The organism is Campylobacter subantarcticus LMG 24377, from assembly GCF_000816305.1.
GTDB lineage: Bacteria > Campylobacterota > Campylobacteria > Campylobacterales > Campylobacteraceae > Campylobacter_D > Campylobacter_D subantarcticus.
On record NZ_CP007773.1, the window covers coordinates 303,726 to 321,738 of the forward strand.

At 30.1% G+C, this 18,013-nt stretch carries 17 protein-coding genes and 1 pseudogene; 15 read left to right on the forward strand and 3 right to left on the reverse strand.

All coding sequences use genetic code 11. The features are described 5' to 3' along the window. Positions 1-16 precede the first annotated feature (16 nt). From CSUB8523_RS01660 to CSUB8523_RS01670, 3 genes are read left to right on the forward strand one after another with little or no spacing between them, the layout of a single operon-like run. Positions 17-1,147, forward strand: coding sequence for a DUF829 domain-containing protein (locus CSUB8523_RS01660; protein ID WP_082019358.1), 1,131 nt, complete (start codon positions 17-19; stop codon positions 1,145-1,147). A gap of 8 nt (positions 1,148-1,155) precedes the next feature. Next, a complete protein-coding gene (locus CSUB8523_RS01665) occupies positions 1,156-2,529 on the forward strand; it encodes a cytochrome P450 (protein WP_043019420.1) in 1,374 nt (457 codons plus the stop codon). Further along, positions 2,526-2,879, forward strand: a complete 354-nt coding sequence (locus CSUB8523_RS01670; protein WP_039662850.1) for a M14 family metallopeptidase — start codon at positions 2,526-2,528, stop codon at positions 2,877-2,879. Before CSUB8523_RS01665 ends, CSUB8523_RS01670 begins: the two co-directional genes overlap by 4 nt. On the opposite strand, the gene nusA is transcribed toward CSUB8523_RS01670, so the two are convergent. After that, positions 2,876-3,967 carry a transcription termination factor NusA gene (gene nusA, locus CSUB8523_RS01675; RefSeq protein WP_039662852.1) on the reverse strand — a complete coding sequence of 364 codons (1,092 nt, stop codon included), beginning with the start codon at positions 3,965-3,967 and terminating at the stop codon, positions 2,876-2,878. The two genes, CSUB8523_RS01670 and nusA, sit on opposite strands and share 4 nt — an antisense overlap. Positions 3,968-4,090: 123 nt before the next feature. Here nusA and CSUB8523_RS01680 point away from each other — a divergent pair, with 123 nt between their 5' ends. From CSUB8523_RS01680 to CSUB8523_RS01705, 6 genes are read left to right on the forward strand one after another with little or no spacing between them, the layout of a single operon-like run. Then, positions 4,091-4,333: an HP0268 family nuclease gene (locus CSUB8523_RS01680; RefSeq protein ID WP_039662855.1), complete on the forward strand. Its 243-nt coding sequence runs from the start codon at positions 4,091-4,093 to the stop codon at positions 4,331-4,333. Next, positions 4,330-5,628 (forward strand): tRNA (N6-isopentenyl adenosine(37)-C2)-methylthiotransferase MiaB, encoded by a 1,299-nt coding sequence (gene miaB, locus CSUB8523_RS01685; RefSeq protein WP_043019421.1) that lies wholly within the window; start codon positions 4,330-4,332, stop codon positions 5,626-5,628. Before CSUB8523_RS01680 ends, miaB begins: the two co-directional genes overlap by 4 nt. Next, positions 5,615-6,235: a lysophospholipid acyltransferase family protein gene (locus CSUB8523_RS01690; RefSeq protein WP_052242962.1), complete on the forward strand. Its 621-nt coding sequence runs from the start codon at positions 5,615-5,617 to the stop codon at positions 6,233-6,235. The genes miaB and CSUB8523_RS01690 overlap by 14 nt, the downstream gene beginning before the upstream one ends. Positions 6,236-6,240: 5 nt before the next feature. Beyond that, positions 6,241-7,203 carry a hypothetical protein gene (locus tag CSUB8523_RS01695; protein WP_043019422.1) on the forward strand — a complete coding sequence of 321 codons (963 nt, stop codon included), beginning with the start codon at positions 6,241-6,243 and terminating at the stop codon, positions 7,201-7,203. Then, positions 7,200-7,754 carry a hypothetical protein gene (locus CSUB8523_RS01700; RefSeq protein WP_043019423.1) on the forward strand — a complete coding sequence of 185 codons (555 nt, stop codon included), beginning with the start codon at positions 7,200-7,202 and terminating at the stop codon, positions 7,752-7,754. The genes CSUB8523_RS01695 and CSUB8523_RS01700 overlap by 4 nt, the downstream gene beginning before the upstream one ends. After that, positions 7,738-8,277, forward strand: a complete 540-nt coding sequence (locus CSUB8523_RS01705; RefSeq protein WP_043019424.1) for a hypothetical protein — start codon at positions 7,738-7,740, stop codon at positions 8,275-8,277. The genes CSUB8523_RS01700 and CSUB8523_RS01705 overlap by 17 nt, the downstream gene beginning before the upstream one ends. Here CSUB8523_RS01705 and CSUB8523_RS01710 read toward each other — a convergent pair. Continuing rightward, on the reverse strand, positions 8,264-9,061 hold the full coding sequence (locus CSUB8523_RS01710) for a lipoprotein (protein ID WP_043019425.1): 798 nt from the start codon (positions 9,059-9,061) through the stop codon (positions 8,264-8,266). The two genes, CSUB8523_RS01705 and CSUB8523_RS01710, sit on opposite strands and share 14 nt — an antisense overlap. A gap of 72 nt (positions 9,062-9,133) precedes the next feature. Between CSUB8523_RS01710 and lgt the strand changes: the two genes are divergently transcribed. The 6 genes from lgt (at position 9,134) to CSUB8523_RS01740 (ending at position 17,509) form a co-directional block, all read left to right on the forward strand. Continuing rightward, on the forward strand, positions 9,134-9,949 hold the full coding sequence (lgt, locus tag CSUB8523_RS01715) for a prolipoprotein diacylglyceryl transferase (RefSeq protein WP_043019426.1): 816 nt from the start codon (positions 9,134-9,136) through the stop codon (positions 9,947-9,949). Between the two features lie 77 nt (positions 9,950-10,026). After that, entirely contained in the window at positions 10,027-10,806 is a 780-nt protein-coding gene (locus CSUB8523_RS01720; RefSeq protein WP_043019427.1) for a fumarate reductase cytochrome b subunit, read from the forward strand. Next, positions 10,790-12,781, forward strand: coding sequence for a fumarate reductase flavoprotein subunit (locus CSUB8523_RS01725; protein WP_043019428.1), 1,992 nt, complete (start codon positions 10,790-10,792; stop codon positions 12,779-12,781). Before CSUB8523_RS01720 ends, CSUB8523_RS01725 begins: the two co-directional genes overlap by 17 nt. Further along, a complete protein-coding gene (locus CSUB8523_RS01730; RefSeq protein ID WP_039662875.1) occupies positions 12,774-13,499 on the forward strand; it encodes a fumarate reductase iron-sulfur subunit in 726 nt (241 codons plus the stop codon). Before CSUB8523_RS01725 ends, CSUB8523_RS01730 begins: the two co-directional genes overlap by 8 nt. Further along, complete coding sequence (locus CSUB8523_RS01735) at positions 13,477-15,702, forward strand: dynamin family protein (protein ID WP_052242963.1); 2,226 nt, start codon at positions 13,477-13,479, stop codon at positions 15,700-15,702. Before CSUB8523_RS01730 ends, CSUB8523_RS01735 begins: the two co-directional genes overlap by 23 nt. Then, positions 15,692-17,509 (forward strand): dynamin family protein, encoded by a 1,818-nt coding sequence (locus CSUB8523_RS01740; RefSeq protein ID WP_039662876.1) that lies wholly within the window; start codon positions 15,692-15,694, stop codon positions 17,507-17,509. The genes CSUB8523_RS01735 and CSUB8523_RS01740 overlap by 11 nt, the downstream gene beginning before the upstream one ends. Here the strand turns inward: CSUB8523_RS01740 and CSUB8523_RS01745 are convergent. Beyond that, a pseudogene (locus CSUB8523_RS01745) lies at positions 17,499-17,954 on the reverse strand (NAD(P)H-dependent oxidoreductase). The gene CSUB8523_RS01740 and the pseudogene CSUB8523_RS01745 sit on opposite strands and share 11 nt — an antisense overlap. Positions 17,955-18,013 lie beyond the last annotated feature (59 nt).

The following is an 18,013-nucleotide window of genomic DNA, read 5'->3' on the forward strand; positions in this document are numbered from 1 at the left end:
TTTGTTTAGGATTTTGATGGATAAAATGTGTCAAAAAAGAGATGTTTTTTATATTGCTGGATATGATCCTAGGGGTTATAGGCATTATTATATTATGTTTAAAAAAAATCTTGCCGCACAAAATGTTCTTTTAAAGTATGATTATACTTTATTAAAAGCTCAAGTTAATGTTTATCCTTTTTGGCAAATTCAAACTCCATATACAAACACCACTTATACTTTTTTAAGCTGGAATGATATAGTGAAAAAAAACTGGTCAGAGGGTATAAAAGATGCTTTGAGTGATTGCTATAGCTTTTTTAGGATTTATACTATCACCGGACTTTTTTTAAAATTTGGTAAAGAATCCCCGCACCAACTTATCACAGGTTATTATCCATTTTTTTATGTGCTTTTGAGTTTGATTTTTACTTTAGTTTGTGCTTTTGGAAGTTTATTTTATTTGCAAAATTTTCATATTATTTTAGGAATTTTAGCTTTTATTTTATCATTAGTATTTTTACCAAAAATGCTTTATAAACTAGGCAAGAAATTAGCTGTTTTTTGGATAGCTAGAATTTGTTCTTTTTGTGCAAATTGGGAGAAAAATTCCCAAGGAGAGTTAGAACAAAGAATGGAAAACTTTGCCAATGTAATTTTTCAAAAAATCAAAGAAAATGCAAAGGATAAAAATTACGAACTTATTTTAAGTGCACATAGCGTAGGAACAGTTCTTTGTATAAATGTTTTAGCAAAAGTACTTAGAAAATGCGAAAATGAAAATATATCTTTTGAAAATTTAAAGGTTTTAACTTTAGGTGAGTGCATACCTTTGGTAAGCTATCAAAAAAGATCTTTTGAATTTAGAAAAGATTTAGAGTATTTGGGAAGTAAAAATTTAATATGGTATGATTTTACCTCTATTATCGATGGGGCTTGTTTTGCACAAGTTGATTTTATACGCACAAGCGGAGTAAAAGCACAATTTAGCCCAAAATATCTTTCGGCTAAATTTCATACTTTATATAATCAAAAAGATTATAAAAAAATCAAAAAAGATAAATATAAAGCACATTTTTTATATTTATTTGCCACACAAATTCAAGGGGTATATGACTTTTTTGAATTTATCATAGGAAAAAACAAACTAGAAGAAAAAATCAAATAGGAGAAATCATGGGTCAGTGTCCTTTTCATCCAAAACCTTATAAAAATAAAGCTTCTACGCTTACCACTTTTTTACTCAAAAGAAGATCATGGCTTGATGGTCTTTATGAAAGAAGTTATAAAATGATGATGGGCAGAGTGAAAATGCCCGGATTTGATCTTTATGTGGTAAATGATCCAAAAGAAGTTAGACGCATTATGGTAGATGAGGTTAGAGAATACCCAAAAAGCCAACTTTTACATGAGCTTTTAGAGCCACTTTTGGGTATAAGTATATTTACTACAAATGATAGAGTATGGGAAAAACAAAGAGAACTTTTAAGACCATCTTTTGAAATGACAAGGATTTCTAAGGTTTTTAATTTAATGAATGAAGCAGCATCTGATATGATGGCAAGATTTGCAAAGCATGAAAATGGAGCAGTTGTGGAAGTAGATGAGGCTATGACTTTTGTAACTGCAGATGTAATTTTTAGAACCATTATGTCTTCAAAACTCGATGAGCAAAAAGGCAAGCTCGTTTTAGATGCTTTTGTAACTGTACAAGAAGAAACAGTTAAAACGGCTATGCGAAGAATGTTTCGTTTTCCAACTTGGCTTTCAAATCTTTTAGGAGAAAGAAAAAGACTTAAGGCAGGAGCAACCATACGTCAAGTTTTATCAGATATTATAAAGCCAAGGTATGATAATGCTTTAAATGATCAAGGAAAATATGAAGATATTTTATCATCATTGCTTATAGTAGTCGATGCAGATACTAATGAAAGATTTTCATTTAATGAAATTTTAGATCAAGTTGCTATGCTTTTTTTAGCAGGCCATGAAACAACTGCAAGTTCATTAACTTGGACATTGTATATTTTAAGTATTTCTCCAAAAGAGCAGCAAAAAGCTTATGAAGAAATTATGCAAGTTGCAGGCAATGAGGAGTTTAAAATAGAACACATTAGAGCGATGAAATATGTTGCAAATGTGTTTAAAGAAAGTCTAAGGCTTTATCCGCCAGTTGGTTTTTTTGCTAGAGAAGCAAAAAATGAAAGCAAAATGAGAGATAAGCTCATTAAAAAAGGTTCAGGCGTAGTGGTAGCTCCATGGCTTATCCATAGACATGATAGCTTTTGGGAAAACCCACATGAGTTTGATCCAAGTCGTCATGAAGGTAAAAGCAAGATTAAAAAAGACACTTATATGCCTTTTGGTATGGGTGAGCGTGTATGTATAGGCCAGGGTTTTGCTATGCAAGAGGCTGTTTTGATTTTAGCAAATATTTTAAGGACTTATAGGTTAGAATTAGAGGAAAATTTTGTACCTGATGTTGTAGGAAGGTTGACCATAAGATCAGCTAATGGTATGAATATTAGATTTATAAAAAGGGAAAAATGAAGGAAAAATTAGTAGGAACGATACTACTTTGTGCCATTGTTCCTTTGGCGGTGATTAGTTATCTTTTTATTGTTGTGGTGGGTACTTTTGGTAATCCTGCAAGAGTTAGACAAGGTGTAAGAGCGCTTGATCATTTTGTTAATGCAACTTTGTTTAATGGCTACGCATGGGAGTCTTTGTCTTCACATGCGTGGAGAGAACGCGATAAAAGATGGGCTAAAATAGTCATAAAAATTACAGATTTTTTTGATAAAAATCATTGTCAAAAAGCTAACAAAAGAGAACAACCTATAGTGGATTTAGTTTTAGCAAGAAAGCTTACCGAGCAAACTGTCGGTAAGCAACTTTAATTTTCTCCAAATAAGGCTTTAAGATTTTTAAACGCTTCTTCTTGGTTATTAGTTTTTTCTTCATTGTTTATTTCATTAAGTTCTATCTCATATCCAAGTAACATGCTAGCTAAGCGTATATTAATACCACTTTTTCCTATAGCTTTGCTTTTTTGTTCGCTATTAAGCGTTACGATAGCTTTTTTATCTTCAATGCCAACAGAATTAATAATCGCTGGAGCTAAACTTCTTGTGATTAAAATCGCCATTTCATTAGAATACTCAATGCAGTCGATATTTTCATTTTTTAATTCTTTACTTACCGCGTTAATTCTAACACCTTTTACACCCACAGTCGCACCTACTGCATCAACGCTTGGACTATTAGCTTGCAGGATAATCTTTGCACGCTCACCTGGAATTCTAGCACTTGCATAAATATTAATAAGACCATCTTTGATTTCAGGTACTTCAGCTTTTAATAAAGCCTCTAGAAATTTAGGACTAGTTCTGCTAAGCTCCATTCTCATACCCGATTTATCAATATATACATGTCTAATCACAGCTTTAATTACATCGCCAACTTTAAATTTCTCACCTTTAATACGATTTTTTCTAGGTAAGCATGCGCGAAACTCATCGATTTCTACATAAGTATTTTCTTCACTATCAACCCTAACAACACTACCAAAAACCATATGACCTACCATTTTTTGGTATTTCTCATAAATTTTTTCTTCCAAAAGTTTTTGAATGTGATATTCTAGTTCTTTATGCAAAATATTTACAGCAGTGCGACCTAAATTTTCCAAAGAACATTCGTAGGTTAACTCATCACCAATTTCTACATCTTTAGCTTCAGCTCTTGCTTTGCTTAAGGCGATAAAATGTTCATTTTCGCTTTCTAACCTTTCATCATTATCTGCTACAACGATGATTTTTTGATAAAGTTGTAAATTTTTATCTGAGTCAATAAAAAATTCATACTTATCACCATAAATTTTCTTAGCAGTATTAATTAGTGCTTTTTTAACTCTTTCTCTTACATCTTCTATTTGTAAATTTTTCTCATTAGCAATGGATTCAATTATATCTGTGATTTTTTCCATAATGACAACACAACCTTAATTTTGGATTTTTAAACTTTGAAGAATAAAATTATATCTTTAATAAGTTTAATTAAAAGTAAAATTTGCTATAATTTTAGATTAAAAAAACTTGAGGATGATGATATGGACTTAAAAATAGCAAGAACCTCTGTTGAAGAAAAGCCAAAAAGTATAAGTTTAGAAAGTATTGAAAAGGCTGTGGATAAAGAAGGTCAAAAATTTTTCTATTTTGATAAAGACAATGCCCATAAGCAATTAATCGCTTTAGTAGAGTATTTTGAAAAAAAAGGAAAATGTGTTTATCATAGAACGATCAAATATGGTTTAGATGATACAGATTTTATGTATGAGGTACACATTCTTTGAGTAAAAAACTTTTTATACAAACTTTAGGTTGTGCTATGAATGTGCGTGATTCAGAGCACATGATAGCTGAACTTAAAGAAAAAGAAAATTATGAATTAACTCAAGATGCAAAAGAAGCAGATTTGATTTTAATCAATACTTGTTCGGTGCGTGAAAAACCCGTGCACAAACTTTTTTCAGAAGTTGGAAGTTTTGAAAAAATCAAAAAAAATGGTGCCAAAATAGGTGTTTGTGGTTGCACTGCTTCACATTTGGGAGATGAGATTTTTAAGCGTGCTCCTAGTGTGGATTTTGTTTTGGGTGCTAGAAATGTTTCCAAAATCACAAAGGCCGTAAATACTCCAAAATTTTTAGGTAATGATATAGATTTTGATGAGAGTAATTATGCTTTTGCAGATTTTAGAAATAGCCTTTATAAAACTTATATTAATATCTCCATAGGTTGTGATAAGCATTGTACTTATTGTATAGTGCCTCACACAAGAGGAGATGAGATTTCTATACCTTTTGAGATTATTAAAAATGAAGCATTGAAAGCTGTTTCTAAGGGTGCTAAAGAGATTTTTTTACTAGGACAAAATATTAATAATTACGGCAAAAGATTTTCTAATGCACATGAAAAGATTAATTTTTCAGATCTTTTAGAAAAATTAAGCGAGATAGAAGGTTTAGAGCGTATCCGTTTTACAAGCCCACATCCTTTACATATGGATGATAGATTTTTAGAGGTTTTTTCTAAAAATCCTAAAGTATGTAAGTCTATGCATATGCCTTTACAAAGTGGTTCAAGTGAAATTTTGAAAGCTATGAAGCGAGGTTATACGAAAGAGTGGTATTTAGATAGAGCATTGAAACTTCGTTCTATGTGTAAAGATGTAAGTATTTCTACAGATGTGATTGTGGCTTTTCCTGGTGAGAGTGACAAAGACTTTGAAGACACCATGGATGTGCTTGAAAAAGTGCATTTTGAACAAATGTTTTCTTTTAAATACTCCAAAAGACCGTTAACCAAAGCTGCAACTATGCCAAATCAAATTTCTGATGATATTGCTTCAAAGCGTTTGAGTATTCTACAAGCTAGACATACAGAAATTTTAGATGAAATTGTTTTAAGACAAAAGGATAAAGAAGTAGAAGTATTATTTGAAGAATTAAGAAGCGAAGGAAATATTGCAGGTAGAAGTGATAATAACTTTTTGATTCAAGTTAAAGGTAGTGAAGAGTTATTGGGACAAATGAAAAAAGTAAAAATCACCAATCCTAGGCGTATGGTGTTAAACGGTGAAATCCTTTAAGATTAATCTTTTAGCTTTTGGAATTTTTTTACTACAATGGTTGGTCTTTTTAACTTGTAGAAAGATTTATTTAGGGCAAAAGCTTCCAAGCAGATCTTGCGTGATACTTTTTTGGCATGGGCGTCTTGCTTTAATGCCTTTTGCATATAAAAAAATGGGTATTAAGGAAAAAAAAGCTTATGTGATGATTTCGCACCATAAAGATGGAGAAATCATTGCTAGGAATATTGCTTTGTTTGGTTTAGATACTTTAAGAGGTAGCACAAGCAAAGGTGCTTTGACTTTGTTAAAACAATCTTTTAAAATTTTAGATCAAGGAGATGATATCATCATTACCCCAGATGGACCAAGAGGTCCTTATCATAGTGTTTCAGATGGTTCTGTGATGATAGCTTTGAAAAAAAATGCTCCACTTTTTTTACTAAATTATGAAGCAAGTTCTTTTTGGGAATTTAAAAGTTGGGATAAAATGATCTTACCTAAACCTTTTTCCAAGATTACTTATAGACTAAGTGAAGAAATCAAAATACAAAATTTAAATTTAGAAGAAGCTAAAGTATTGATAAAAGAAAAATTTGATATGATAAGTCAAATAGACAAAGGATAAGCACTATGTTATCTTTTTTTAGAAAGTATATTTTACAACTTTTAGTTTGTGTTTGCTATGATGAAAAACAATACATTATAAGATGTCATACTTGGAAAAAATCTCAAGCTGTTGGTACTTTTGAGAAAAGCTTTGAAGATAAGGAAAAAGCTATAGAATATGTAAAAAAATTAAGTAAAGATTTTCAAATTTATTATATATGTACTTTTTTTACTCCTATTGCTCAAGGTGTTGTACCAAGTTCAAATTTTAAAAACCTTGCAAATTTCGGTGTTGATGCAAGTAGTGTTAAGTGTATTGTATTTAATAACGGCTTGTTATATGTTTCTAATCATTCTTTAAGCTCATATGAACAAGATTATGAGGCTTTTGGTGGTTTGGATTTGCTTTATTCACCTTTTTCTTTGCTTTATTATTGTATGGAAAATAGGGGTTTTGAAGAAAAAATCGGCCTTTATGTATATAGATACCATGATTTTGTTGCGATGTTAATTTGTAAAAATGAGATTATATTGTTTGGAAGTTATTTTAATATAGCTAGTCAAAATTATGATGAAGATGATTTTTTTGATGATATTAAAGAAGAATTTAATTTACAAATTGATGATGAAAATCAAGAAGAAAACGAGCAAAATTATGATTTAAAAAGTTTAAAAGAAATGAGTCAAGAGCTTGATAAACTTGAGGAATTAGATGAAGAAAAAGAAGAACTTCCTATCGAGTCTTTAGAAAATTTTAGCTCAGATATGAAAATGATAGAATACATCATTTCAAGTGTAAAAGAATTTTATCAAAACCCTTTATATGATAATAGCTTTTTAGAGGAAATTGTGATTTTTGATGAGGAAAGTTTTAGTCCAACCTCGCTTGATTATTTAGAAAGTGAGCTTTTTATAAAGCCTAAAGTAGAACTTGTAGATACTTTAAATTTGATGAATGAACTTATGGTGAAGGACTTAAAATTATGAGATATAGTCTAATTAAACCTAAGATAAAACCTGTTTTTAATCTTTTCACTCGAATTTGGATATATTTTACTAGTATTAGCATTGCTTTAATTTTGGTAGTATTTATCGTGGTAATTTTTAAAAGCTATTATGCGTCTGTGCAACTTGATAATAAAAAAGAAGAATTAGCTCAAATTATCGCACAAATTAATGCCAATAAGCTTAAATACCAAGAATTAGTAAGACAAAATGATAAGGCAGAGTTGATTTTGGGGGATTTGGAGCAAGAACAAGAAAATGGTAAAAATAAAGTTTTATTAAAAAGTATTCAAAATCTTTTCACTCTAGTGCCTAAAAACATATCTTTAGATGAGGTTTTAATGGAAGATAGATCACTTATTTTAAGAGGTATTACACCTACTAAAGAGATGTTTGCATTGTTATTAGAGGCACCATTAAGAAGTATTTTTTCTAATTCTCAAACAAGTTATTATCAATTAGAAAATGGGTGGTATCGCTTTGTAAGTGTAAATATCACTATACCAGAGGAAATGTATGAGCAAAAACGATAAGAGCTTGGAAGAAGCTGATGTATTAAAGATATTGATTTACTCTTTTTCATTTGTTGCACTTTGTGCGATTTTGATTTTATTTTTGATTGTGCCTTTTTTGAGAGATTATAAAATCGAACATTCCAGATTAGCTGCTCAGCAAATTCAAAATACCAAAGCATTAAATGAATTACAAGCTTTGGAAAAGCTTATTAGAGATTTTCAAAGCACAAACGCACAAAATTTAGCTCAAATCAATGCAGAATTTTCACAAAAAGAATTATTAGAATTTATGAAAAATTACTTTGATGATGTTAAAATCAATCTCATTCCTATTAAAAAAGAGCAGGAGTATTTAAAATATCAATTTGGAGCTAATGTAAAGATAAAAAATCCTCAAGCTTTTTATTCTTTTTTAAATGACTTGCAAAAATACAAAAATTTAATAGAAATTAGTACTCCTGTAGAATTTAAATCCGAAGAAAAACACATTAATCTTAAATTTAAGATCAAAGTGTTTTACACGCAAGCTATTCAAAAATGATTACTTCATTATTTTGATAAGGAGTGATTTTTTCTTCTTTTTTATTATCTTGTTTTATATCTTGAATTTCTGAGTTTTCTTGTGGTTTTGGTTCTTCTTTGATTTCTTTTATACTAGTTTTTAAACTAGATGTGATTTCTTTATAAAAAGCAACAAAAACTTTATCAATTTCTAAAGCACTAGCCGCAAGACTTTCATTAACTTGGGTTGGAACAGCACTATATACCTCTCTAAAACTTTCTATGTTTGCTTGTCCTTTTATAGGATAATTTAAAACAATAGGATCGTTTAATTTTGCTGAGCTTGTTGTGCTTTGGAAAGTATCTTCTTGATGTAAATTATTTAAATGACTTTGAGCTTCTAAAATAATCATAAAAGAAGATTTCACACTATCACCCCCAAGGCTTGAATTTCTTATAACCTTATCTTCATATAAACTAGCATTGATAACTATATTAAAAGCATAATCAGGATTTTCATTATTTATAATATATCCTTTACTTTGAAGCAATGCTTTACTATCTTCTAAAAGTTGTTTTTTGAGTAATTCTAAGCTTTTATTGATTCTTTGATTTAGAGTAGATTGTTCAAAATATGAACTATAAAAAGTATTTTTTATAATTTCTATATCATTGACTTTGACTTTAGGACTATTAGCATTTGTGTAGTTGTGTTCTTCAAAAGTACTTTTAAAATTCGGCATAGAAATATAATAAGTTTTTTGATTACTAGTACAAGCACTTAAAAATAAAATTATGCTAAAAAATAATAATATTTTTCTCATTTTTTCTCCTTGTGATTTTTATAATTATAACAATTTTTTGCTATATTATATGTTTTATAATAAGGGTTTTTTATGGAATTTTGGCAAAATATTTATACAAATTTTGATGTAGTAGCTTTTGGAATTTTTGGTTTAAAAGTACATTGGTATGGCATTATGTATGTGCTAGCCTTACTTATTGCTTTAATGGTTGCAAAATACTATGCGATTAAAGACAATATGGGAATTTCTAAAGCTATGCTTGATAGCTATTTTATATGGGTAGAAATAGGAGTGATTCTAGGTGCAAGAATAGGTTATATTTTAATTTATGATGCGCACACTTTATGGTATCTTACTCATCCTTGGCAAATTTTTAATCCCTTTTATAATGGAGAGTTTGTAGGAATTAGAGGTATGAGTTACCATGGTGCTGTTATAGGATTTTTAATAGCAACTTATATTTTTTGTAAAAAAAATAAGCAAAATTTATGGAAATATCTTGATTTAGTAGCTATTAGTGTGCCATGTGGATATGTTTTTGGTCGTATTGGAAATTTTTTAAACCAAGAATTATTTGGTAGAGTCACAGAAGTGCCTTGGGGTATTTATGTAGATGGGATATTGCGTCATCCATCACAGCTTTATGAAGCCTTTTTAGAAGGTTTTGCGGTTTTTGTTATTTTGTTGTTGATAAAAAAATATAAAAAATACAATGGAGAATTGATTGTTTATTACACGATTTTATATGCTCTAGCACGCTTTGTATGCGAGTTTTATAGAGAGCCCGATTATGGTATAGGCTTTATTGCTTTTGGTATGAGTATGGGTCAGATATTAAGCTTATTGATGTTTCTATTAGGACTATTTATATCTTTTTATTTAAGAAATATTAAAAAAAATTTATAAATTTTTATTTATTTTAAGAATAAAAGTTCTATAATTGCTCCGATATTAAAACTTATCAACTTTTAAAAGGAGTAAATATGAGCCAACTCATTGAAGGCTTTTTAGGCAAGAGTATTGATGGTAAAAAAAGTAAAATACCAGCAAAACTTGACTATATTCAAAGTGCAACAGGCTTGATCTTAGGCTTGTTTATGTGGGCACATATGTTTTTCGTTTCTACTATTTTGGTTAGTGATGATTTTTTTGATTCAGTAGTTCACTTTTTAGAGCTAAAATTTATCATTGATAGCCCTATGATGAGCTACATCACTTCTTTCTTAGCTGCCTGTGTTTTGGTGATTTTCTTTGTACATGCTGGCCTTGCAATGAGAAAATTCCCTATTAATTTCAGACAATACCAACTTTGTAGAACGCACTTAAAATATATGAATCATGGTGATTCTTCTTTATGGTGGGTTCAAGCTGCAACTGGTTTTGTAATGTTTTTCTTAGGTTCTGCACACTTAATTTTTATCATTACTAATGCAGATAAAATCAGTGCTGATATGTCAGGCGATAGAGTAGTGAGCCATTTTATGTGGTTATTTTATATTGCCTTATTAATCTGTGTTGAGTTGCATGGAAGTATTGGTTTATATAGATTATGTGTAAAATGGGGTTGGTTTGAAGGTAAAGATGCAAAAGAAAGTCGTAAAAAACTTAAAAAAGCAAAATGGTTTATTAGTATTTTCTTCTTAGTTTTAGGTGTATTAAGCTTAGCTGCTTTTGCAAAAATAGGCTTTAATAATTACCAAAACAATTCTGTAGCACAAATAGTAAAAACTTATGATGGAGCTAAATATGAACATACAATATAGTGATGCTTTAGTTATTGGTGGTGGTCTTGCTGGACTTAGAGCAGCAATTGAAGTTGCAAAAAGTGGTCAAAGTGTAACTTTGTTAAGTATTTGTCCGGTTAAAAGATCTCACTCAGCTGCTGTGCAAGGTGGTATGCAAGCAAGTTTAGGAAATAGTGTTAAGGGTGAGGGAGATAATGAAGATGTGCATTTTGCTGATACAGTAAAAGGGTCAGATTGGGGTTGTGATCAAGAAGTCGCAAGAATGTTTGCACAAACTGCTCCAAAAGCTGTGCGTGAGCTTGCTGCTTGGGGTGTGCCTTGGACTAGAGTTACAAAAGGACCTAGAACTGTTGTTATTAATGCTCAAAAAACTACTATTGAAGAAAAGGAAGAAGCACATGGTTTAATCAATGCAAGAGACTTTGGTGGCACTAAAAAATGGAGAACATGTTATATCGCTGATGCAACAGGGCATTGTATGTTATATGGTGTGGCAAATGAAGCGATTAAACATCAAGTTAAAATCATTGATAGAATGGAAGCAGTAAGATTAATTCATGATGGTAAAAAATGTTTAGGAGCTATTGCTAGAGATTTAACCAATGGAGAATTAATTGCTTATGTTGCTAGAGGAACTATGATTGCAACAGGTGGTTATGGTAGAATTTATAAACAAACTACAAATGCTGTTATTTGTGAAGGTACAGGAGCTGCTATTGCTTTAGAAACTGGACTTTGCAGACTTTCAAATATGGAAGCAGTGCAATTTCACCCAACTCCAATTGTACCAAGTGGTATCTTACTAACTGAAGGTTGTAGGGGTGATGGTGGTATCTTAAGAGATGTCGATGGTTATCGTTTCATGCCTGATTATGAACCTGAGAAGAAAGAACTTGCAAGTAGGGATGTTGTAAGTCGTAGAATGATGGAACATATTAGAAAAGGAAAAGGTGTAAAAAGCCCTTATGGAGATCATTTATGGCTTGATATTTCTATCCTTGGTCGTGCCCATGTTGAAAAAAATCTTCGTGATGTTCAAGATATTTGCAAGACATTTAACGGCATTGATCCTGCTGATGAAGGACCGAAAGGTTGGGCGCCAGTTTTACCTATGCAACATTACTCAATGGGTGGTATTAGAACTAAACCAACCGGTGAAAGTCAATGGCTAAATGGTCTTTTTGCATGTGGTGAAGCAGCATGCTGGGATATGCATGGATTTAACCGCTTGGGCGGAAATTCATGTTCAGAAACTGTTGTTGCAGGTATGATCGTAGGGGATTATTTTGCACAATATTGTAAAGAAAATGGTAATGATATTGATACAAATATCGTTAAGTCTTTCCTTTCTAAAGAGTATGATTACTTAAAATCTCTTGTAAGTAAAGAAGGAAAACATGATGTGTTTGAAATCAAAAATAGAATGAAAGATATTATGTGGGAAAAAGTAGCTATCTTTAGAACAGGTCAAGGTCTTGAAGAGGCGATTAAAGAGCTTGAAGAATTGTATCAAAAATCACTTGATCTAAAAGTACATGATAAAGAATTAAAATGTGCAAATCCAGAGCTTGAAGAAGCTTACAGGGTTCCAAGAATGCTAAAAATTGCTTTATGTGTTGCTTATGGTGCGCTTTTAAGAACAGAAAGCCGTGGGGCTCATTATAGAGAAGATTATCCAAAAAGAGATGACTTAAATTGGATGAAAAGAACAAATACTTACTGGGTAGAAGGTGAAAGTATGCCTAGAGTTGAGTATGAAGATCTTGATATTATGAAAATGGAAATCCCACCTGCATTTAGAGGTTATGGTGCTAAAGGAAATATCATTGAAAACCCATTAAGTGAAAAACGCCAAGCTGAAGTTGATGCGATCCGTGAAAAAATGGAAGCAGAAGGCAAAGGTAGATATGAAATTCAACATGCTTTAATGCCTTATGAATTACAAGCTAAATTCAAAGCACCAAATCAAAGAATAGGAGTTGATTATGAGTAGAAAATTAACAATAAGAGCATTTAAATATAATCCATTAAGTAAAATTTCTAAGCCCCATTTTGTTACTTATGAGCTTGAAGAAACTCCATTTATGACGATTTTTGTGTGTTTGACTCAAATTAGAGAAAAAATGGATGCAGATTTGAGTTTTGACTTTGTATGTAGAGCAGGGATTTGTGGAAGCTGTGCTATGATGATCAATGGCAAGCCAAAACTTGCTTGTAAAACATTAACAAAAGACTATCCAGATGGCGTTATAGAGCTCATGCCTTTACCTGCATTTAGACACATAAAAGATTTAAGTGTTAATACAGGTGAGTGGTTTGATAGTATGTGTAAACGCGTTGAAAGCTGGGTGCATAATGAAAAGGAAACAGATATTTCTAAACTTGAAGAGCGTATTGAGCCAGAAGTTGCTGATGAGACTTTTGAACTTGATCGTTGTATAGAGTGTGGAATTTGTGTTGCTTCTTGTGCGACCAAGTTAATGAGACCTGACTTTATCGCAGCTACTGGACTTTTAAGAACAGCTAGATATTTACAAGATCCACATGATCATAGAACTATAGAAGATTTTTATGAATTAGTGGGTGATGATGATGGTGTATTTGGATGTATGTCTTTACTTGCATGTGAAGATAATTGTCCAAAAGAACTGCCTTTACAAAGTAAAATTGCTTATATGAGAAGACAGCTTGTCGCTCAAAGAAACAAATAATCCTAGCCCCCAAGAAAAAGGGGCTCTTAAAACCTTACTAAAACAAATTTGGCAAAATCATAGTGTTTATCTTGACATAAATACACTTTTTGATGAAAGTTTAATTGACGCTCAAAAAGCAGCAATTATTTTAAGTACTAATCTTGATAATTATGAAAGATTTAGCGCTTTGAATGAATTTAAAAATTTGATGAAAAGTTTAAATTTACGCTTAGATCTTTATGGTATACAGTATGCACAGGTTTGTTTTATTAATGCTTTAAATTTGGGAATTTTAGACAAAAATGAGCTTTTAAAAGCCTTAGAAAAACTTCAAAAAATCACCAATAATGCCCTGATATATGCTTTTGTATCTAAGCAAAAGATTATTCAAAAAGATTATAAACAAGAATTTCAAAACTCACATCAAACATTAGATTTGATTAATCAAAACTTGCAAGAACTTTGTGAAGATGAAAAAGCTCAAAAACTCTTACAAGAAGCTTTGGTTAAATTTAGTAATATTGATTTTTCCATTGCGGTAACAGGTGTGGTAAATGCAGGTAAATCAAGTATGCTAAATGTACTTTTAAAAAAAGATTTTTTAGGAGTATCAAATGTACCTGAAACTGCAAATTTAAGTGTTTTAAAATATGGTCAAGAATATAAGGCTAAGATATATTTTTGGAATGAAGAAGAATGGCAAGATATTTTAAAAAGCTCCAAAGATAATCAAGATATGCAAGATTTTATAAAGCAATTAGAGCAAAATTTTAATCTAAATGAGTATATTAAAAAAGAAAATAAAAATATAGAAATAAATTTTGATGAATTAAAAAATTACACTAGTGCAAAAAACAAAATCTCAGCACTTATTAAAAAAATAGAGCTTTTTGCATCGCTTGATTTTTTAAAAGATAATGTTTGCATAGTTGATACTCCAGGGCTTGATGATGTGATTATCCAAAGAGAGCTTTTAACAAAAGCATATATAAAAAAGGCTGATTTTTTAATTCATCTTATGAATATTTCTCAAAGTCTTAGTCAAAAAGATTGTGATTTTATTGTAGAATGCTTGCTAACTTCAAGGGTCAGTAAACTTTTGATTGTACTTACCAAGACTGACTTGCTTAGTCAAAAAGACTTGCAAGAAGTAATTAGCTATACTAAAAATAAACTCAAAGAAAATTTAGCACAAAAGCAGTTGAGCCAAGAATTATTAGATAATGTAGATTTTGTGTGTATTTCTTCAAAACTAGCTAATGATTTTTATCAAAAAAGAGGTGGAAATTTAGAACAAAGTAATATTTTGGCACTAGAAGAACTTATAGTTAAAAGCTTATATGATAAAAATAAAATCGCCCTAAATGCTTATAAAAAAGAATTATTATTACATTTGGAAAAAATAGAAGAAAAAATTAAATTTTCTAATAAAATGCTAAATTATGAAAGCTTTGAATTTAATAAGCAAAATCAAGCTATTGTCAATGATTTTAAAGCAAAAAAAGAAAAATTAATGCAAGTAAAAGCAGAACTAAGCGCTATTTTTAATACAAAAGATGAAAATACTCAAGAAATTTTAACGCTTTTGCATTTGCTAGCTAAGAAATTAAAAGAAAAACTCATAGATGAACTAAAATATAATCAAAATAATAAAATCAAAAACAACACTCAAAGATTAAACACCATTATCGATACGACTTTAAAAGATGGAATTTTTGATCTTTTAAGAGAATTAAAACAGCAAAGTGAGTATAAGATCAATGCGCTTAAAAATACACTAAGTGTGAAATATGATTTTTTAAAAGCTATTTTAGAGCAAAATTGTGATGATTTTAAAAGTAAGGTTGAAACAAAAATAGAAAGCATTTTTACCAATGATCTTTTTATGGCATTAAAAGCAGGGCTTTTAAAAAATTTAGAATTTACTCAAGATATTTATAAACTAGAAAGTTCTTTAGAAAATCAGATTTTAGAAAAATTACAAACACTTAATATAGGAAAAATTGCTCTAGATTTAAAAAATAATCAAGAATTTTTTACTAATTTAGAGTTTAGTTTGAATTTATATGAAAAAGAGCAAGAAGAACAAATCAAAGACTTAAAAGACTTGATTTTGCAAATAGAGCAAAATGAGCAAAATTCCAAAGAGCTTTTAGAAAAAAATAAAACAAAATTACAAAGTTTAAAGACTATAAAAATGGAGCTTTTAAATGCAAAATGATTTGATTAATGATTTTTTAAAAGCTTATGAAAGTGCTTATAATAAAAGTTTTGATGATAGTTTTGAAGGAAAGATTTTAGCAATCAAAAATGCATTTTTAGAGCCAAGTTTACATTTAAATGATGTCTTTTTAAAAGATCTTGAAATGATCATAGCTAGCTATAAAAAAGCCATTAATGTAGCTATTATAGGGCAATTTTCCAGTGGTAAATCCACACTTTTAAATTTGATTTTACAAAAAGAATGCCTGCCAACAGGCGTGGTGCCAGTGACTTTTAAGCCTACTTTTTTACGCTATGCTAAGGAATATTTTTTAAGAGTTGAATATGAAGATGGTAGTGATGAGATTGTTGATATAAATGAGCTTTCTAAATTTAGTGATCAAAGAAATGAGCTAAAAGAAACTAAAAGTTTGCACCTTTTTGCACCTATTGAGCTTTTAAAAGATATCACACTTATAGATACCCCGGGTTTAAATGCAAACACCACCGATACGCTAACTACTTTTAAAGAGCTTTCTTTTATGCATAGTGCTATTTGGCTTAGTTTGATTGATAATGCAGGTAAAAAAAGTGAAGAAGATGCCATAAAGGCAAATGCTAAGCTTTTAGAGCGTGGTGGGATTTGCGTGCTAAATCAAAAAGATAAGTTAAGTCAAGATGAGTTAGAAAATGTTTTAAATTACGCTCATTTAGTTTTTGATAAGTATTTTGAAAAAATCATCGCAATTTCATGCAAAGAAGCAAAATTTGATTTACAAAAGTCAAATTTACCTTTACTTTATGAGTATTTAAAAGAACTTGATTATGAGTGCATTAAAAAAGATTTTATTAAAGAAAAACTTAGTAATTTATGCGAGCTTTTGTCAAATCAATATGATTTGTTTCAAAATGCACTAGAGCAATTAGAGCTTAAATTTAATGCTATTTTGCAAACTTTTGAAGTAAGCAAGCTAGAGCAAAAAATCAAAATTTTAAATCATAATTGTTTAGATAAATTAAAACTTGTTGGAGAGAAAATCGCTCAAGAAATTTTAAAATTTATCAAAGAAAAAGATAGTAGTTATTATAAAGAAGCTAAGGGTTTATTTAAGAAAAATCTTTATGAAAAAGTTGCTTATAAAGCACCGTATCTTTCAAGCGATGATGCGTTTTTAGCTATGTTTTATAATTCTGAAGCAATGAATAAGGAATTTAAAAGATTAAAAAATGAAATTGCTTTAGAATTTAGTCAAATCAAAGATGATTTTTACTTATTTTTTACTCATTTAGAAGAGCAAATTTTGCTTTTTAAAGCTCAATTTTCAAATTTACAAAAAGAGAATGCCTTAGAAAGCGAAAAAGAATTTGCTAGTTTTAGAAGCTTTGCTAGTGCTAGTGAGGAGTTTTTTTTAAAAGATTTTAAGCAGTTGTTGTTTAAAAGCCAACTTGAGCTTGATTTATTTTTAGAAAAGCTTAATCTAAAAGCTTTGGCAAATTATGAAAGTGCTACTAAACTTACCTTGGGATTTTTTAGTGCCAAAATGAATGCGAGTAAAGAATTTTACGAACTTGATAGCACTGAGTTTAGCTTGTATCATCCAAAAGCAAGTGAAGTGCATCAAAGAGTATTAACCGAGCTTAATGTATATGAATTTGAAGATTTGCTTTTAAATAAGCCCGTAGTTTTAAAAATTTATAAAAATTATATGCAAAGTTTTGTTGATTTTGCAGAAGCTAAAAGACAGATTATTTTGAATTTAAAAAGTGAATTTGAAGCTAAAAAATCAATGATTTCTAGCATCAAATCCCAAATTTCTAAGCTTTAAATATTGCTTCTAAATGCTTTTTGTAGTTTTCTAAATATGTTGGTATTTGTGGGTTTTTACATACATCATTGCATATAAAAGTAGGTAAGGCACTCATTCCTAAAAACTCATGTGCTTTGTGAAAGTGTAAATACACTCCATCAACCCCAGCTCCATTAAAGAATTCATTCTCGTCATCAAAAGCTTGTATTGGAGCGTTCCAAGTTAGCGAAAGTATGTATTTTTTTATTTTTTAAAAGTTCACCTGTGCCATAATTTTAGTAGGTTCATTATGACTTCTACCATCGTTTTTATAAAATACTCCATGTCCAGCTGTGAAAACATCATCAATGTATTTTTTCACTATCCAAAGCTCTCCCATCCACCAACCAGGCATTTGCCAAATCAAAACATCAGCATTTAGAATTTTTCCTACCTCATCGTTTGTGTTATAGCCTTGATCTATGTGTGTTTGTTGAGTTTATAAACTAAGCTCTTGCAAAGTTTTAAGTGCAAGTTAATGTA

Excerpts from the sequence above, each read along its gene's own strand:
- CSUB8523_RS01660 (WP_082019358.1), top strand. The coding sequence starts at position 17 with ATGGATAAAATGTGTCAAAAAAGAGATGTTTTTTATATTGCTGGATAT.
- CSUB8523_RS01665 (WP_043019420.1), top strand. The coding sequence starts at position 1,156 with ATGGGTCAGTGTCCTTTTCATCCAAAACCTTATAAAAATAAAGCTTCT.
- CSUB8523_RS01670 (WP_039662850.1), top strand. The coding sequence starts at position 2,526 with ATGAAGGAAAAATTAGTAGGAACGATACTACTTTGTGCCATTGTTCCT.
- nusA (WP_039662852.1), bottom strand. The coding sequence starts at position 3,967 with ATGGAAAAAATCACAGATATAATTGAATCCATTGCTAATGAGAAAAAT.
- CSUB8523_RS01680 (WP_039662855.1), top strand. The coding sequence starts at position 4,091 with ATGGACTTAAAAATAGCAAGAACCTCTGTTGAAGAAAAGCCAAAAAGT.
- CSUB8523_RS01695 (WP_043019422.1), top strand. The coding sequence starts at position 6,241 with ATGTTATCTTTTTTTAGAAAGTATATTTTACAACTTTTAGTTTGTGTT.
- CSUB8523_RS01700 (WP_043019423.1), top strand. The coding sequence starts at position 7,200 with ATGAGATATAGTCTAATTAAACCTAAGATAAAACCTGTTTTTAATCTT.
- CSUB8523_RS01705 (WP_043019424.1), top strand. The coding sequence starts at position 7,738 with ATGAGCAAAAACGATAAGAGCTTGGAAGAAGCTGATGTATTAAAGATA.
- CSUB8523_RS01710 (WP_043019425.1), bottom strand. The coding sequence starts at position 9,061 with ATGAGAAAAATATTATTATTTTTTAGCATAATTTTATTTTTAAGTGCT.
- lgt (WP_043019426.1), top strand. The coding sequence starts at position 9,134 with ATGGAATTTTGGCAAAATATTTATACAAATTTTGATGTAGTAGCTTTT.
- CSUB8523_RS01720 (WP_043019427.1), top strand. The coding sequence starts at position 10,027 with ATGAGCCAACTCATTGAAGGCTTTTTAGGCAAGAGTATTGATGGTAAA.
- CSUB8523_RS01725 (WP_043019428.1), top strand. The coding sequence starts at position 10,790 with ATGAACATACAATATAGTGATGCTTTAGTTATTGGTGGTGGTCTTGCT.
- CSUB8523_RS01730 (WP_039662875.1), top strand. The coding sequence starts at position 12,774 with ATGAGTAGAAAATTAACAATAAGAGCATTTAAATATAATCCATTAAGT.
- CSUB8523_RS01740 (WP_039662876.1), top strand. The coding sequence starts at position 15,692 with ATGCAAAATGATTTGATTAATGATTTTTTAAAAGCTTATGAAAGTGCT.